17 protein-coding genes are annotated in these 16,631 nt (G+C 38.6%); 2 read left to right on the top strand and 15 right to left on the bottom strand.

The window, feature by feature from the left end:
• Nucleotides 1-172 precede the first annotated feature (172 nt).
• From RCG21_RS06835 to cyoE, 6 genes are all read right to left on the bottom strand, one after another.
• Nucleotides 173-730 carry a hypothetical protein gene (locus RCG21_RS06835; protein ID WP_308913022.1) on the bottom strand — a complete coding sequence of 186 codons (558 nt, stop codon included), beginning with the start codon at nt 728-730 and terminating at the stop codon, nt 173-175.
• A 3-nt stretch (nt 731-733) separates the two neighbouring features.
• Nucleotides 734-1,366 (bottom strand): SCO family protein, encoded by a 633-nt coding sequence (locus RCG21_RS06830; RefSeq protein WP_133337481.1) that lies wholly within the window; start codon nt 1,364-1,366, stop codon nt 734-736.
• A 102-nt stretch (nt 1,367-1,468) separates the two neighbouring features.
• The gene (locus RCG21_RS06825; protein ID WP_133337483.1) at nt 1,469-3,166 is read right to left on the bottom strand and encodes a cbb3-type cytochrome c oxidase subunit I; all 1,698 of its coding nucleotides are present in this window, start codon (nt 3,164-3,166) and stop codon (nt 1,469-1,471) included.
• 14 nt (nt 3,167-3,180) lie between these two features.
• Entirely contained in the window at nt 3,181-3,648 is a 468-nt protein-coding gene (locus RCG21_RS06820; RefSeq protein ID WP_133337485.1) for a cytochrome c oxidase subunit II, read from the bottom strand.
• A gap of 12 nt (nt 3,649-3,660) precedes the next feature.
• The gene (locus RCG21_RS06815; protein ID WP_133337487.1) at nt 3,661-3,798 is read right to left on the bottom strand and encodes a cytochrome c oxidase subunit 2A; all 138 of its coding nucleotides are present in this window, start codon (nt 3,796-3,798) and stop codon (nt 3,661-3,663) included.
• Between the two features lie 646 nt (nt 3,799-4,444).
• Nucleotides 4,445-5,350, bottom strand: a complete 906-nt coding sequence (cyoE, locus tag RCG21_RS06810) for a heme o synthase (RefSeq protein WP_133337489.1) — start codon at nt 5,348-5,350, stop codon at nt 4,445-4,447.
• A 196-nt stretch (nt 5,351-5,546) separates the two neighbouring features.
• Here cyoE and RCG21_RS06805 point away from each other — a divergent pair, with 196 nt between their 5' ends.
• Complete coding sequence (locus tag RCG21_RS06805; protein ID WP_133337491.1) at nt 5,547-6,074, top strand: GNAT family N-acetyltransferase; 528 nt, start codon at nt 5,547-5,549, stop codon at nt 6,072-6,074.
• A gap of 40 nt (nt 6,075-6,114) precedes the next feature.
• Here the strand turns inward: RCG21_RS06805 and glsA are convergent, their stop codons facing one another.
• From glsA to RCG21_RS06780, 5 genes are all read right to left on the bottom strand, one after another.
• Complete coding sequence (gene glsA / locus RCG21_RS06800; protein WP_133337493.1) at nt 6,115-7,044, bottom strand: glutaminase A; 930 nt, start codon at nt 7,042-7,044, stop codon at nt 6,115-6,117.
• 133 nt (nt 7,045-7,177) lie between these two features.
• Entirely contained in the window at nt 7,178-8,302 is a 1,125-nt protein-coding gene (locus RCG21_RS06795) for an ABC transporter permease (protein ID WP_133337495.1), read from the bottom strand.
• Nucleotides 8,299-9,171, bottom strand: coding sequence for an ABC transporter ATP-binding protein (locus RCG21_RS06790; RefSeq protein WP_133337497.1), 873 nt, complete (start codon nt 9,169-9,171; stop codon nt 8,299-8,301). The genes RCG21_RS06795 and RCG21_RS06790 overlap by 4 nt, the downstream gene beginning before the upstream one ends.
• Nucleotides 9,161-9,937 (bottom strand): hypothetical protein, encoded by a 777-nt coding sequence (locus RCG21_RS06785; RefSeq protein ID WP_133337499.1) that lies wholly within the window; start codon nt 9,935-9,937, stop codon nt 9,161-9,163. The genes RCG21_RS06790 and RCG21_RS06785 overlap by 11 nt, the downstream gene beginning before the upstream one ends.
• Nucleotides 9,915-10,481, bottom strand: a complete 567-nt coding sequence (locus RCG21_RS06780) for an RNA polymerase sigma factor (protein ID WP_133337501.1) — start codon at nt 10,479-10,481, stop codon at nt 9,915-9,917. Before RCG21_RS06780 ends, RCG21_RS06785 begins: the two co-directional genes overlap by 23 nt.
• 328 nt (nt 10,482-10,809) lie before the next feature.
• On the opposite strand from RCG21_RS06780, the gene RCG21_RS06775 reads away from it, so the two are divergent.
• The gene (locus RCG21_RS06775) at nt 10,810-11,319 is read left to right on the top strand and encodes a M15 family metallopeptidase (RefSeq protein ID WP_308914253.1); all 510 of its coding nucleotides are present in this window, start codon (nt 10,810-10,812) and stop codon (nt 11,317-11,319) included.
• Nucleotides 11,320-11,432: 113 nt separating this feature from the next.
• Here the strand turns inward: RCG21_RS06775 and RCG21_RS06770 are convergent, their stop codons facing one another.
• From RCG21_RS06770 to RCG21_RS06755, 4 genes are all read right to left on the bottom strand, one after another.
• Nucleotides 11,433-13,376 (bottom strand): GTP-binding protein, encoded by a 1,944-nt coding sequence (locus tag RCG21_RS06770; RefSeq protein ID WP_133337505.1) that lies wholly within the window; start codon nt 13,374-13,376, stop codon nt 11,433-11,435.
• A gap of 306 nt (nt 13,377-13,682) precedes the next feature.
• Nucleotides 13,683-14,867, bottom strand: coding sequence for a M20 metallopeptidase family protein (locus tag RCG21_RS06765; protein ID WP_308913021.1), 1,185 nt, complete (start codon nt 14,865-14,867; stop codon nt 13,683-13,685).
• Between the two features lie 44 nt (nt 14,868-14,911).
• Complete coding sequence (locus tag RCG21_RS06760; protein WP_133337509.1) at nt 14,912-16,384, bottom strand: sodium:solute symporter family protein; 1,473 nt, start codon at nt 16,382-16,384, stop codon at nt 14,912-14,914.
• A complete protein-coding gene (locus RCG21_RS06755) occupies nt 16,381-16,575 on the bottom strand; it encodes a DUF3311 domain-containing protein (protein ID WP_026573395.1) in 195 nt (64 codons plus the stop codon). Before RCG21_RS06755 ends, RCG21_RS06760 begins: the two co-directional genes overlap by 4 nt.
• Between the last annotated feature and the right edge of the window lie 56 nt (nt 16,576-16,631).

Raw genomic sequence — 16,631 nt, 5'->3', positions numbered from 1 at the left:
CTTTTATCATGAATTATATTTACATAATAATGATAATCTTATGACTATTTTACAACATTTAATTCATTTCGTGTTAAAAAATAAATCAAACTAAAATTAATAGTTTTTGGAAAAAGAAAAAAGAGCAGACACACTCCATAAATACGTGAGAAATTAAATTCTTCTCCCTATTTTACTCATATTTCGAACGATCAATCACAGCGGTGTAGATTAAATAGATGACTAAGCAAATGGCCGTTGTCAAAAATCCCCAGCCAAGAGTTAACTGATCAATAATCAAATAGTTATTACATAATTGCACGGGTGTTTCAATATATAACAAACCCATGCCAAAATATTTAACAGTAAAAATGATAATAACAGTGTTTTTTCCCATCACACTAAGTTTTTTCCAACTATCACGAAGCGAGATTCCTCCAATGAATGGCAAACTGATAAATTTAAATATTTCAGCGCTCTGGATTGTTAAGGTTTCATCCATGGTTTTCGGGATCGTCCAATAAACAGCAACGATTAAAAATAACATAATTCCCGGAATACCATTGCCATTCCACTTTTCAAAAAAACGAGGGAATTTTATTTGAAATAATCGTGCCATTAAAAATCCTGAAAAGACCAAAAGCGGCATTTGCATATGCATATGGACAATCATAATCGACTCTAAAAAATGAGCAACAGGGGGAATCATTAAGGTTATATATAAAAGCAAACCATAAATAAACTGTTTCATTGATTACTCCCCCGTTTTATTTTCAAGTATGTTTTCAAGTGTTCTTGCTGCTTCATTAATTTTTTTAAAATCCATTACATTGACTAAACTGCCCTTCGGATCCACTAAGTAAAATGCAGTATTATGAGTAAAATTCCCCTTTCCATCAGGAATGACAATCACTCCAAACTCTTTTAACAAGGCATCCAGCTCCGCCTTGTTTGGAATTCTCGCCATCCTCCATGTTTCCCCATCACTATGAAAGGCGTTCTTATATCTGTCCAAGGCAGCAGGGTCATCCCTTGTTGGATCAAAACTGATACTTAAGAAAACAATGTCCCGACCGATATATTTCTTCGGCAGCTTTTGATAAACCTGAGACATGTTCATTTCTAATTGCGGACAAACACTCGTACATGATGTATATAAAAATGTAATAAATACATATTTTCCTTCAAATTCAGAAATTGAATATTTCCTTCCATTGCTATCCTCTAAGGTAACATTGGGGAATTTCGGTTTATTTTCGATTAGTTTATTTATTCTTGCTGTTTCGGCAGTAAATGCATGAAACCCATCTGTACCTGCGTAGAACAAAACAAAACCAAATATGATAACAATAGAAACTGCTACTTTACTATGCCAATGCTTGATCACGGAGATCACTTCCCAAACCTTTTGTTTTTACCTTTGTGCTTTTTCCGATAGAGTAGAAAGAGATAGCCCAACCCTCGAGCTATCTCTTTTTCAACCTGCTTTTTACCAAGTTCTAAATGGTGGTGAACCCGGAGGTGCGTTTACAATAAATTCAGTTAACGGGATGACATAGGCCATCGCAACAACAATTAGCATGATGACAATCCATAGTCCCCAACGCTCTGTTATATAAGGGGTTTTAGTTGCGTTTTCTTCCTCTTCGGCAATTGGAAATTCAGTTTCACCTTTTGGCGCCAAGAACATCATATTAAATACGGCAACTACTTGGAGAATAACACCAATCATTAACAATGTTCCGCCAATTGCCAAGAAAAGCAGATACGGGCTCCAGCTTAATGCTGTTGCATTGTCACCATAGGTCGTAAAAGAAGTTCTCCGTGGAGAACCGAGTAAACCTACCCAGTGCATGGCTCCTGACATACAAACCATTCCAATGGTCCAAACCCAAGTTTGGATCAAGCCTAATCGATTGATTTGCGGAGTTAGAACACGTTTTGAGATATATGGAACTAACCAATAACTAATGCCAAAGAAAGTCATGACAACAGACATTCCGAGAGTTAAGTGGAAGTGTCCTACGATCCACATTGTATTATGAACTACTTGGTCTAACTGGTTTGTGCTTTGGGCAATTCCCCCAGCACCAGCTGGAATAAAGGCAACCATCGCGATAAATGGAGCAAGGAAGCGAACATCTTTCCAAGGCATCATTTTATACCAGCCAACTAGTCCTTTTCCGCCTTTCTTTCTTGCAGTACGTTCAAATACCGCAAACAATGCGAATGCAGTCATTAAAGATGGGAATCCAATTGCTAAACTCATAAATACGTGCATGAATTTAATGGATTCTTTAATACCAGGGTCAACAATTTGATGGTGGAATCCACCGGTAATATTCATGATGACTAATGCAATTATAACAACACGGGTTAATACGTCACTCCAGCGTTTACCGCCGATAATTTTCGGAACACAGACATACCATGCAGAAGTTGCAGTTAAATACCAGATGTTCACCAATGTGTGTCCAAATGCCCAGAAGAGTGTACGAGCCACCATAACGTTAATCGTCTTAACCCATCCGAATGACCAAGGGATAATCATGACGATTACTTCGATCGCTACTGGCAGGGTACCAAAGAATAAAAGAACGAAAACTCCCGTTGCAAAGTATGAAAGAATGGGAACATGCTGTCCTTTGTGATTCTTTCTCCAATTAGCCACTTGGATAAAGGCTCCAAATGCGCACGTCCAAACGCCTACAACAATTAATGCTAATCCAATATAAAACATTGGTGCAGCCGCCATTGGAGGATAGAAGGTGTACATGACAGATGCATCGCCCATGATGATCGGAATAACAGCTAAAACAAATCCAATAATTTTCAATCCAAAGCCAATCCAGGCCATCATTCTTACTTTCGGCAGAAGCCCGCCTAAGTTATGTGATAGTGCTGCATAGAAATAGCCAATGGTAAAGAATGCTGTTAAAACAACTACTAATAATAATCCATGTGCGGTTAAAACTTGATAATAGTTCACCCATGATGGCAATTCCAGTAGTCCTGCACGATTCAGTCCTTGTACAAGTCCTAAAATACCACCGAGAAGTATTGCAGCAAACGCGACAAATATATATGATTTTGACAGCCTTGCATCCTCAAGGCTAATCCCCATTACTTTGTTAATTTTTCCATTTACTGTTTTTGAATATCCAGTTTGCGGTATCCCTGTTTCCACTTTACTTCCCTCCTTTATTTCACCTTAATCGTTGTACTCATCATTTGGTGGCCGGCTCCACAATACTCATTACATAAAACTAAATAGGTACCCGGTTTTTCAAATTTTTGTGAGATTTTTTGAATATGTCCCGGTACAATCATTGTGTTTAAGTTTGTTTCTGCCACTTCGAATCCGTGAACCACATCTTTTGAGGTTAGGGTAAAATGTACAGTAGATCCAGCAGGTACTTCGATATTTCCAGAATTAAAGCTAAAAGCTTGTAACGTCATTACGACTTCGTATTCTTTTTCGCCTATTTGCTTAATACCCGGTTTATCGAATGGCGCTGTTTGATCTACTTTTTGAGGGTCAATCGTTTCCATATTACTTGGTGGTCCCATTTCCAAGGCAAATGCTTGATATCCGGTAATTAACATAAAAATCATTATCATTCCGAAGCTTAAGGTAAGCCATATTTTTTCATCAAGATGCATCTTCATTTTTTTCACCCCTTATACTCTGGACATATAGAGCCCATATAATAGTAAATAAGTTGCAAGAATGACCACTCCAACGACACCAACGGAAATCCATGTTCCTTTTAGTGGTGCCTCCTGCTCTTTTTTCTGGTTAACTTTTTTAACTCCCACCTAAAATCAACCCCTTTTTGTTTTCTTACATACATCTTAGTTTGGAATTCATTTTACAGATATGAGTTGAATCACACATTGATTGTAATTCTCAGCTAGCTTGGAAAAATGAGGGGATTTTTTAATTTTCGAGGATATTTATTCTCTTTAACCGGGGTAGACCAAAGCCGCGTTATTACACGTTTTTAAGACTTTTTAAGGTGATAATATTATTAAAAGAAAAGTAAATTGGTTCTCGTTTGCAAAATTGACAAATTGATGAACAATAATTTTGAAGATCGTTGGAGGACTTTTTTAACACGTTTTTTGTCCTGATCACAGGGGGCGGCTCTTGATTCCCATGTTAGTGAAATTTAAGAGGTCTCGGGCATCTAGAAAGACTCTTGATTCCCATGTCTGTGAAATTCAAGCTTCCACGGGCACCGAGGACGGCTCTTGATTCCCATGTTAGTGAAATTTAAGAGGTCACGGGCATCAAGAAAAACTCTTGATTCCCATGTCTGTGAAATTTAAGCATCCACGGGCACCGAGGACTGCTCTTGATTCCCGTATAAGTGAATATTCCTATCCGCAGGGCAATTAAACCACTAACTTTCCATCTCACAACAAAAAGGCCCTATCAATATAAATTGATAAGACCTTTTCTTTACTTAAATATCGGCAATGTCACAATAATCATTAAGAGATACATGATCGTTATATAATTGACTGAATAAAGAAATACGAAATGAGCCCATTTATGGTCATTTTTAGTGAAAAACCCGGAAATACTCACACCAAGCCACCCTAAATTAAGCAGTGTGGCAATCACAATAAAGGATACGCCAAGCGACCCTAAATAAAATGGCAATGGCAACAAACAGGCACTATAAACAAAAATTTGCCGCTTCGTCATTTCAAATCCACGAACCACAGGAAGCATCGCAACGCCTGCTGCTTTATATTCATTATATTTCTTCATTGCAATTGCAAAGGTATGCGGCATTTGAAAAATAAATAAAATCAGAAATAAAATAATCGGTACGATATGATAACTAGTTTCAATCGTTGTCCAGCCGATTACTGGAGAAACGGCACCTGAAATAGCACCAATTACAGTATTAAGCGTATATTTCCGTTTTGACCACATCGTATACAAGATAACATAAGTAAACCAACCGATAAATGCCCAAATAGCTGCTTCAATGGAGGTAAAAAGTAAAAGAGCTAAACCAAGTACGGTTAAAATGATTCCCATTGCCAGTACCGCTTTCAGTGAAAAATGCCCCGTTACGGTTGGACGATTTTTCGTTCTGTCCATTACAGAATCAATATCAACATCATACCAGTTATTGATAATAAGCGCTCCGGCCATTACCAATGTGCTGCCAATCATGGTTAGTAAAAATAACCCCCAATGATTGGTTAATGATTCATTGGTAAAATAAAGTGCCAGCCAAAACCCAGTAAAAACAGGAAGTACATTTGCGATTAACACCGGTGCCTTTATAATCAACCTTAAATCCGCAAACAAAGTAGAAGTATTTCGTTCTTTCGCTAAAATAGTGTTCATTTAAAACCGTCCTCTAGTAAGTGTTGGAAGAAATTAACATTAAAATCGAAGCTAAAATAAATAGTCACTCCTCCATAGTAACATATTTTAATTCAAGGCTCTCTATATTCTGTTTCTAACATCCCCACCATTTTCCAATGTTGTGACTTTGGATATGATAAAATGATCAAGAGATTATTAGTAAAGGAAGATGAATATGGGTATCCATTATGAAGTTATTTCTGAAGATAATATTAGTTGCATTAAACATTTATGCAATGAATTAATGACTTTTCAAAAATCTAAATCTTATATTCATACTGAGCTGTTTGATAGTATGAATTTTGAAACAAGGATGGTCCCATCAGTTAAAAATGCAAAAGCAAACTATATTGTGGCAGCTAAAGATGATGAGAAAATTGTAGGATATGTATACTGCAATATTTCACGAAAGGAAACATATTCGAATGATTTTGCTACCTTTTTTGACCTTGATTCTATAAAAGATGAGGATGTAGGCTGTCTCTCACAGTTTTATATAAAAGAAGACTACCGGAATATGGGCATTGGTTCCGTTTTATTCAAAAAATCGATGGATTGGTTGCATTCCTTTCCTTCCATCACTGATTTGTTTATCTTCGTATCAAATGGAAACGACAATGCCTTAAAATTCTACCAGAATAAAGGCTTCAAAATCAGTCATCAAATTCTTGATGGGTTTATTACAGTATTGAAAAATACTTAGGATATGATAGTAACAAAGGCATGGTTACACCATGCCTTTGTTAAAACATACTCAACCGATAATTTTTTGATAAAAGTTCTAATAGTCTGATCCCTGCAATGCTGTTTCCTTTTTCATCCAATGCAGGACCAAAAATTCCGATTCCAAATTTTCCTGGAACAGCTCCCATGATCCCACCGGAAACACCACTTTTTGCGGGAATCCCAATTTTTATAGCGAATTCACCTGAAGCATTATACATTCCGCACGTTACCATAAAGGTTTTACAAATACGGGCAACATCATCTGGCATAATCCTTTTCCCTGTAAGTGGATCGACACCATCCATCGCAAAAATCATTCCAATCCTTGCTAAATCCAAACAGTTCATTTCAACGGCACACTGCTTTGTGTATAAATCGAGTAATGTCTCGACATCCTCTTGAATGATTTTATGCTGCTTTAAGAAATAACATAATGCACGATTTAAATTAGCTGTTTCAAATTCGGAACGGGCTACTCTCTCACAATAGCCAATAGTATCGTCCCCGATCAATTCGCGGATAAATGTTAATAGCCGATGAAACCTCTCCTCTACAGTATCCCCTTTAATCATATGTGTCACGACAAGGGCCCCAGCGTTGATCATTGGGTTTAACGGTTTGGCTGGGGCCATCGTCTCCAATTTTGCAATTGAATTGAACGGGTCTCCGGTTGGTTCCATCCCCACCCGCTCAAACACATAAGGAGAGCCTCTTTCCATTAGAACAAGTGCTAGGCTAATAACCTTCGAGATACTTTGCAATGTAAACTTTTTATCTATATCTCCAGCTGAGATACATCTTCCGTCAGGATAGTTAATCGCAATGGACAAATCGTTAGGGTTCGCTTTTCCTAGCTCAGGTATATAGTCTGCAACCTTACCGTAATTTGTACATACTTTTGCTTCTTTTACCAATAGCTTTAATTCGTCACTTGATTGACATGGCATATCCATCACCCATAGTAGTATGAGCAAATGATATGGCGATTATGAAAAACAGAATAAAAATGGGCAGCATGCGAACGGAAAAACTCTCCACCAGTTAAAACGATGGGGGTCAGACCCCTTAACAGAGACCCCATTATGCAATCTGCTTCTTCCTTATCAAAGATCTTGCGAGGAAGATGGATAGAGAAAGAGTTAGGGCCGACACCATAATTCCGATATATGGAGCAAGTACAGGGAACCCGAAAATGTTCACCGAAACAAAATTCATATACATATCTTCTACCTTCATAATGTTGGTAAGGGTGAACATCAATACCTTGTTAAGCCATATCGAGTCAACATCCATTATACTTTGTGTAAGAAGTGGTACACCGAAAAGGAATCCAGAGACGAAAAAGGAAATAACCGTTGATTTTGATAGAGTCGATACAAGCACCATCACTCCTGCAAAAGCAAGGGCCGCAAGTAAATGGATGCCAATTTGAATCAGGTGATATTCCATAAACGTCAAGCTGCAAGGAGATGTAAAGTATTTATTCGAATACTGAATTGGAAGGCCCCAACCTTTTGTTCCATAAATAAGGGTTCTCATTATAAGATTAAAACCCTCCCAGCTGAAAACTACCACCGCAGCAAAAATAAATGCGGCCAAAAACTTTGCCCTCATTGTCTTCACTCGGCCATTTTTTGTGCTGAGGATATAATTTTCAACTCCTGAAGAATGCTCATTCGAGTAAATTCCGGATAAACCAATTAACAAGAACACCCCTGATATAATCAGCCCAAAAACATTCACAAAATCGATTGCTTCCCTCGGGGCAGCCGAATAAGAAATTCTGTCTAATTTCACTTCATTGTACATCTTTTTCTGAAGTTCAAGTTTGTTAGCTAAGGAGGTATTTCCTTTTTCACGAGCCTCTTTGATTAATTTATTAAGATCCTGATTCCATTCCTTAATCCTTGTTTTAATATTTTGGCTATACACGATATTTTCTACAACCGCAGATTCCGCAGATTTTCGTTGATCAGGAGCAGGCTGTTTCGAAAAAAATTCTGTTAGTTCACGGTTTACCTTTTCCGCCTTTTCTAGCTTTTCGGTTGTAATCGGACCCTCCCACTTCTTATAGACCTCCTGTGTCATTTTCGGATTCTCTACATCCATGGCTATCATCGTAAACCAGCTAAACAAAATAATCCCAATAATATAGAGACTTTTTTGTTTAAAAATCTTCATTAGCTCCCATTTAAGCAAACTCATGCCCCCACCCCCTCATCAAAATAATAGAGATATAGATCTTCTAGATTAACAGGGACATTGACAGCGACATCGGCCGGTTTCTCCTCAGAAATAATTCTTAATTCAATTCCTTCTGGTTTCCTTGCGATATTCCCCACTTTAAAGGATTCCTGGAAGGATGGTATTTCTGCCTCCTCTGCAGGAACACTCCAGACGATATTCTGAATCTGACCTAATAGATTTCGAGGCGTTTCTTTTTTAATCAGCTGTCCGTTTTTCATAATCAGAATTTCCTTTGCAATGTACTCAATGTCGGACACAATATGGGTCGATAAAAGAACAATCCGATCATTAGCGATTTTTGCTAGAAGATTGCGGAAACGAATTCTTTCCTTCGGATCAAGCCCGGCCGTCGGTTCATCCACAATCAATATTTTCGGGTCATTTAGCAGCGCCTGGGCAATACCGACACGCTGCTTCATCCCACCAGACAATTTCCCCATCTTCACTTTTCTTTTATCATGCAGATTTACAATCTCAAGTAACTCCGCTACTCTTTGCTGCGCCTCATTTTTTTCAATTCCCTTTAGGCTGGCAATATAATAGAGAAACTTTTCAACGGTAAAATTCCTGTAATAACCAATATGCTGCGGGAGATATCCAAGAACATCACGATAGCGGTCACCCATTTTTGTGATATCTTCCCCGTTAAATGTAATCGTTCCTGATGTCGGTCTCGATACGGTCGCGAGCATCCTCATCAAGGTTGTTTTACCTGACCCGTTGGCTCCTAGAAATCCGTAAACTCCATTTGTCAGTTCTGCACTGACACCATCTACCGCTCGTTTATCCCCAAATACTTTGGATAGGTTATTTATTTTAAGTTTCATAGATTTCCCCTCTCATTTCCATTCTTTTTATTTTCATGATCTGGAATGCCCAAAGGAATACTCCAACTAGAAGAATTCCGATCATTTCCCGGATATTCATATTTAAAAGAATTTCCCTTACCGCTTCAACTTGCATCATTCCATAACAAACAGCAAACCAAACAGCAAGCAAAATTCCACTTGCCACATTCCCTTTTGTTTTCATGGCAAAAAGAAAGGCAAGACCTGATACTGCAACAAAAGGAACCGTCCAAGACATAAGCAGTCTTGTATAAATAATATCCGGGTTCACAATGGAGGAAATGAACGATATGGTTAGATTAATCAGTAAGTTAAATCCCCCAACCACAAGAAGCCGTGAAACAAAGATTTGCTGAGTATTGTATTTTAAGGTCATTTCAAGCTCGATTAACCCTTCATCTTTACTTTTCAGAATTTCGAATATCCCTACAATAAACGGCAAAGGAGCTAGAGTAAATACTGTTATATATGGATTGGCCCTCAACTGGATAAGGCTGATAACGCCAAGCAGGACAAACATTCCATTAAGCCCCCAAAATAGCAAGCCGAAATTCAACATTTCACGTGTACAGTTAACAATCAGTGATCTTGCTCGTTTTTGAAAAACAAATGCCCTGGTTTCAATCGGCTTAACATTAGACATGATATATTCAATCGATGCCTCCATTTCCTCCTCATTGGGGAAGTCGACTTTATAAGAATCGAGAAATTCCTTGATTTCCTTATCCATTTCGATGTTGTTCATCTAGGTCACCCCGTTTCAAGTAATGTTCGAGTTTCTTAAGACCCTGCTTTAGTCGAGATTTCACGGTTGGAACGCTCGTATTCGTCACTGCGGCAATCTCCGAAATCTTCATTTCATTGTAGTATTTAAGCAGGATCGCCTCTCTTTGGAAATCAGGAAGCGTCTCAAGTGCCCGCTTCATCTCTTTTCTCTTTTCATTTTTTTCAAATATAGAGGAAACACTTTTCACAGTTCTCGTATCATCATTTTCATACAACTCATAGGTATTTTGGCTTTCCTTATGAGCCTTGCTCTTTAAAAAGTCCTTTGCATGATTACTCGCTACCGTTAAAAGCCAGCTTTTAAAATCGGAGGATGGCTGAAATTTTGTTATATTGTTTAAGAGTTTAATAAATGTCTCTTGCGTCAGATCTTTTGCCAGCTCCTTATCCCCCATCATTCGGTAAAGAAAACTATAGACCAGCTTATAATGTCGCCTCACCAATATTTCCTGGCTAGACCTGCTGCCCTTCTTCACTTCAGCAATCAGTTCTAAATCGGTCATCTCTACACCTCCGATAAGGTAACGAAATTGAGTTAAAAAAAGATTTAAGAAATCGAAACCTTTTTCACATTTCTATTAAATACCAAAATTTGGCGATGGGTCAAAACATAATAACTCTCACTTTTAAAGATTAAGATTTCGGCATTCAAAAGGTTCTCGTTTTATAGAAATTAAGAATAATTTAGGGTTTTTTTAGTATAAAATGAGAGTCTTTTTATCGGTATATGTAAGGAAGGTAGTTAATTATCCAAGGGGAGGTTCCACCATGAAGCAAAAATGAATTAAACTAATACTTTTTCTTACTGCTCTAGGGCTGGTTGCTCATTTTATATTTAAGGATTCCACTCCTTCTAATAAAAAAGTCACTCATCAAGCGGTTCCTTTACCGACTGAACTCCAACCGGTAGTTAAGGAACAAAGCAACAATTTAATCCAACAGGCAGCAAAAAAAGGAATTGTGGTCGTGATTACAGATGGCTTTCGCAGTGTTGCGGAGCAAAACCGTCTTTATGAACAGGGACTGGCCACTGAGGGGAATATTGTCACGAATGCAAAAGGAGGAGAATCCTATCATAATTATGGGTTAGCAATTGATTTTGCACTTAAGAACTCTTCAGGAAATTTCATTTGGGATCGGCAATACGATGGCAATAAAAATGGAAAGGCTGATTGGAACGAGGTAGTCAATATGGCAAAGTCATTAGGCTTTGAATGGGGTGGAGATTGGGCTCAATTTAAAGATTATCCTCATCTGCAGATGGACTTTGGACTGACAATTGCCGATTTGCAGAATGGGGAAAGACCCGATGAATCATCCGTAGTAGCGGATAACCGCTGACATTCCATGCCATCTCTCATCATCGAATCTATTTTTCGTATCTCCATGGGATTAGCCGCATGAAGGGAGCCTCCACCATTTTCGCGATGGGAGGCCCCCTTTTATTGAAATGCTTATAAACAATGCATCATTCCTTCGGCTTCATCCCATTTTACGGTAAAGCCTTGTCCCTTTGAACAAAAGATTGAGGAAGAAGTATAGTCTGGATCAGCATTTTTATCATATCCGATGTGTTCGATTACCTCCTCTGCATTATGACAGAGGTGATAACCAGCAAAGGTTAGACTCATTCGCCCTTTCCCTTGGGTAAAAGAGGCTAGTTCCATGCTGTAGTTCATAAAGGTCGCAACAGGAACGATTCCAGTTAAGATGGCTTTATCGCCATCAGTCATTGGGGAGTCAATCCGGCCATGGGCAGCCTGCACATCTGATAAGACACGTCCCATTTGATTACTCGTAACGATAATTTTAAAGTGGTAAAAAGGTTCGAGCAGGATGTTATTTGCCTTTTCCAATCCCTGCCTCAAGGCACGAAATACTGCCTCCCGAAAATCTCCGCCATGAGTATGCTTATTATGTGCTCTTCCCGTTAAAAGCGTTACTTTTAAATCAGTAATCGGTGAACCGGTTAAGAGACCGTGATGTTCCCGTTCAACTAGGTGCTGTCCTACCAGGTTTTGCAGGCCAATGGATAAATCGTCGGTATGGCAGCTGCTTTCATAAAGAATTCCGCTGTTTCGTTTTCCAGGTTCGATTTTTAAATGCACTTCTGCATAATGCTTTAATGGTTCAAAATGACCGTACCCAATTACTTCGTTATCAATTGTTTCCTTATAAAGAATCTCTGGCTGTTCAAATGCGATCTTTAAATGAAATCTTTCGAATATGATTTGCTCAAGTACTTCTAATTGAATGGCGCCCATGACATGAAGATGAATTTCCTGCAGGCGCTCCTCCCAAATTACATAGAGCGAAGGGTCCTCACTATCCAGCATAAGAAAATATTTTAATGCTTCCTTTGGATTCACTCCGGGGTCAAATACGACCTTAGATTTTAGTGTTGGGACCATATCATATACGGCTTTTTCCTCTAGGGCGCCTACCCCGTCACCAACAGAAGCATTTGTGATTCCGGTAACAGCAAAAAGCTCGCCTGCAGAAACTTGGTCGATTTGCCGGTATTGACTGCCATTATACATACGGATTTGCGTTACCTTCTCCATCCCACCATTTCCACATGCAATCCCATCGCGTACCTTTAACGTACCGCTTAATGCTTTTATAAAAGTGACTCTTGTGCCGGTTTCATCATAACGGATTTTATAAACGCGGCCTGCAAAAGGTGCATTGCTATCAAAGTCTGTAACCGTTAATAAATCAAACTTTTCCAGGAAGTTTTTCACTCCGATATCCTGCAGTGCTGAACCGCTTGCACAAGGATAAATTTCCGCGGCTTGAATCATGGATTGCATTTTTTCCAGCCATAATTCTGGTTCATACCCATTTTCCATATAATACTCAAATACTTCTTCGTCCCTCTCGGCGATAAATTCCATCAATTCTTCTGACATTGTTCTATCTGATAAGGATGCTGATATATCACAAAGATCCTTGGTGAAATTACTGCGAATCTCCTCAAGTACCTCTTCAACATTTGCACCGGTACGATCAATTTTATTGATAAAAAAGAAGGTGGGCACATGGTGTTTTTTTAGTAGATTCCAAACCGTTTCTGTATGACCTTCAATGCCTTCAACCGCACTAATCAGGATAATTGCAAAATCCATCACTTGGATGGCCCTCTCCATTTCTGGGGAAAAATCTACGTGCCCTGGTGTATCAATTAGATAATAGGTTGAATTTCCGTATTCAAACATACCTTGGTCAGCAAAAACGGTAATGCCGCGCTGCTTTTCAATCTCATGACTATCAAGAAAGGCGTCTTGGTGGTCCACCCGCCCAAGTTTTTTAATACTTTTTGTATGAAAAAGCAGCTGCTCAGAAAAAGTGGTTTTTCCTGCATCCACATGTGCTAAAATTCCAATTGTTTTATTCATATTCCGAGGTGCTCCTATTCTATCACTACAGTTATCTTCCTCACTATTATATCAGTATTATCAGGGTTTCACTTGTAATGTAAAGTATAAAAGAAGTCCTTTTGGTACAGTTTCTTTATCTTATGGTTCATTCAGGTATTATTAAAAATGGTGACCAGGTTTCTGTCCTTTCCCACCATTTCCTCTTTTATTTACAGTGCTTCGTTGGACGTATTTTTGGTTTTTCCTAAATACATTGACAAAGAGGCTAATATTTGGAAGGAAAACTCCTACCTCCTATTAGCCTCGATTTTGTATATTGCCAAGCTACAAATTTTTAGAACATAATTTTGTTGCAATCCCTACAAAATAATCGACCCCGTATAGTAATGCGGACTCATCGATTTTAAATTTTGGATGATGAAGCGGATAGGCTTCACCAAAATCTTCATGATGAACACCAATAAATTGCATTGAGGAAGGAACTTTTTGGGCTATGGCTGAAAAATCTTCACCGCCAAATAAAGGCTCCTTCGCATGGATTACATTTTCTGTTCCAAAAATATCTACTGCTACTTCTCTTGTAATCTCAACTGCCTTTTTATCATTTACCACACTTTCATAGCCATCATGCCAAACAATTTCATATTGAGCGCCGTGTGCTTCGGTAATTCCTTTTACAATTTGGTTGACATAGTTTTTAGCCTTTATACGGATCTCAGGGTCGATTGCACGTATGGTACCACCAAGCTCTGCCGTCTCTGGGATAATATTGAGTGCACTCCCTCCATGGAATTCCGTAATAGAAATAACCGGTGAATGTAAAGCTGGTAGTTTCCTTGATACAATATGTTGAATGTTGGAGGCAATTTCTACCCCCACCGCAATCGGGTCCACTGTTAATTCAGGTGTGGATGCATGTCCCCCATAACCGATGACCTTGATCTCGAAGTCATCATTAGACGCACAAAGCACACCTTCCCTCATACAGATCGAACCGGATTGTTCATATGGTGTGACATGAAGGGCAAAAGCATAATCAACACCATCCACAGCGCCTTTTTCAACAAGCTCGATTGCTCCGCCTGGAGGCATTTCCTCAGCATGTTGGAAAATAAATCTGATTTCGCCGGCTATTTCATCTCTCTTTTCGGAAAGAATTTTCGCTGCACCTAACAGCATAGCGGTATGTGCATCATGCCCACAGGCATGCATGACTCCAGGATTCTTTGATTGAAATTCAATATCCGCTTCCTCTTGAATTGGAAGTGCATCCATATCTGCACGAAAAGCAATAGTCGGCTGTTTTTCCCTCAATTGTTTTCCGCCTTTTAACACTCCCAAAACACTTGTTTTTGTTGGTCTTGTTACTTCTAATCCTGTAAAAGATTTTAATAGATTATAAACATATTCAGATGTTTGAACTTCCTTAAAAGAAAGTTCTGGATTTTCATGTAAATTCCTTCTCCATGTAATCACTTCATCTTTTATAGTAATTTGTTTGGCTATCAATTTATCTCTCTCCTTTAACTTTTCACCTAAACTGTGAAGCATGATTAAGAATTAACATCCACATTTTCAAGTTGATTTTCTGAAACATTTTTTACTCTTGTTATAGCGCTAACTCCTATCGTAACAATCAGGTTAACTCCCAGCGCTACGATTCCACTGTCAATGTCCTTAATGACTTGTGGCCAGTGAGGAAATAATGTCGCAATAGTAGAATTTGTAATGGTCATTAAAGCCACTGTTACGGCACCTGCGATGATTCCCGCAAATGCTCCTTGCAATGAAACAGGGTTCTTCTTCCATAAACTGAAAAATAAAGCTGGAAACAACTGAGCTACAAATCCATAGGCCATGATTAATAACATGAAAATCATTTCCCCGCCTCTAAATGTAAAATAAACAGACAATAGGGCAAGGATTGGTACAGACGTGCGGGCAATACGGGCAATCTGTTGATCCGATGTATCCGGTTTCAAAACTTTAACTACATTTTTCGCTACTAGTGTGGATGCAGTCATTAACAGCATTGAACTTGGTACAAGCGCCGTTAATAATCCGGCCCCTCCAATGATTCCGATAAACCATGGGTCAAATGATTTTTTAGCTATTTCAAATAGGGCTAAATCTGGATCTTTTAATCCGGGAACTACTAGAACTGCAGCAAAGCCAATAAATAAAACTAAAATTAGGACAATCTGGTAAAGTGGCGTTAATGCTGAATTACGTCGCAAAATATGTGCATTTTTTGCCGTTAAACTAGCTGCAAACAAATGCGGCCACATCGATGCACCAAGGGCAAAAAGGATGCACGTTGAAATATACCAAGACAAACCGTAACCAGAATTAGGAAGAGTTAAAAAGTTAGGTTTAGCAGCATTAATTTTTTCAAACATGGGCGTAAATCCACCATAATAATGGTAGGGTAAGTAAATAGACATAACTAAAATGACAACTAACATCAAGATATCCTTTACAACCGCTGTCCACGCAGAACCATGTATCCCTGAAATCGTTACATAAATTGAAACGGAAACCGCTCCAATCCATATGGCAACCGCCGGTGAAATCGCCCCGTAAGAAGCCTCTGAAACAATAATCCCTAACCCTTTAAATTGCAAAACAAGGTATGGAATAAGAGAAATAATTCCTACAACAGCCGTAAGAACACCTAATTTTGTGCTATTATACTTGCTGACAAAGAAATCAGATTGGGTCAAAATATTGTTTTTCTTTGCATATTTCCAAATTGGAGGAAAGAACCAATACATGACAATGTAGCAAAGCGAACTAAATACATAGATCATTGGGCCGCCAAGACCATATGCCCCGCCACTTCCCCCAAGGAAGGTATAGGTAGTAAAGTTTTCACCGGCCATTAACAGGAACACAAAAATCGTTCCAAAGGCTCGGCCACCTACTGCCCACTGATTTAGATTCATTTCTTTTCCCTTTTTTGCCCGAATTCCTATATAAATGGAAAAAGCGAGAAAAACTAAAATAATAAGTAGAGAAACATTCATGATTCCTCACCATCCTCTTCAATAGGGTAAAGTAAATTACTAATCCCCATACCTATGGCAGATAAAACAAGCCATAGAGTTGCCCAGAACATGACAAAGGGCATCCCTAAGACATAGGGCTCTACCTTATTAATAACGGTCAGCGAGCCAATAAATGGGATAATCGATAACAAAATACAGATTTTCTTCATAGTTAACCCCCTCAAATTTTTTTAAAAGCATCATTTTAAATTATTTTAACTTTTCT

It is taken from the genome of Bacillus salipaludis (genome assembly GCF_030938565.1).
Classification (GTDB): Bacteria; Bacillota; Bacilli; order Bacillales; family Cytobacillaceae; genus Neobacillus; species Neobacillus salipaludis_A.
Note: the sequence above shows the minus strand (reverse complement) of the source record. Positions and strands in the feature narration are given on the sequence as shown.

Coding starts and splice junctions, on each gene's coding strand:
- RCG21_RS06835 (WP_308913022.1), bottom strand. CDS start 730: ATGAAACAGTTTATTTATGGTTTGCTTTTATATATAACCTTAATGATT.
- RCG21_RS06820 (WP_133337485.1), bottom strand. CDS start 3,648: ATGAAGATGCATCTTGATGAAAAAATATGGCTTACCTTAAGCTTCGGA.
- cyoE (WP_133337489.1), bottom strand. CDS start 5,350: ATGAACACTATTTTAGCGAAAGAACGAAATACTTCTACTTTGTTTGCG.
- RCG21_RS06805 (WP_133337491.1), top strand. CDS start 5,547: ATGGGTATCCATTATGAAGTTATTTCTGAAGATAATATTAGTTGCATT.
- glsA (WP_133337493.1), bottom strand. CDS start 7,044: ATGCCATGTCAATCAAGTGACGAATTAAAGCTATTGGTAAAAGAAGCA.
- RCG21_RS06795 (WP_133337495.1), bottom strand. CDS start 8,302: ATGAGTTTGCTTAAATGGGAGCTAATGAAGATTTTTAAACAAAAAAGT.
- RCG21_RS06790 (WP_133337497.1), bottom strand. CDS start 9,171: ATGAAACTTAAAATAAATAACCTATCCAAAGTATTTGGGGATAAACGA.
- RCG21_RS06785 (WP_133337499.1), bottom strand. CDS start 9,937: ATGAACAACATCGAAATGGATAAGGAAATCAAGGAATTTCTCGATTCT.
- RCG21_RS06780 (WP_133337501.1), bottom strand. CDS start 10,481: ATGACCGATTTAGAACTGATTGCTGAAGTGAAGAAGGGCAGCAGGTCT.
- RCG21_RS06770 (WP_133337505.1), bottom strand. CDS start 13,376: ATGAATAAAACAATTGGAATTTTAGCACATGTGGATGCAGGAAAAACC.
- RCG21_RS06760 (WP_133337509.1), bottom strand. CDS start 16,384: ATGAATGTTTCTCTACTTATTATTTTAGTTTTTCTCGCTTTTTCCATT.
- RCG21_RS06755 (WP_026573395.1), bottom strand. CDS start 16,575: ATGAAGAAAATCTGTATTTTGTTATCGATTATCCCATTTATTGGCTCG.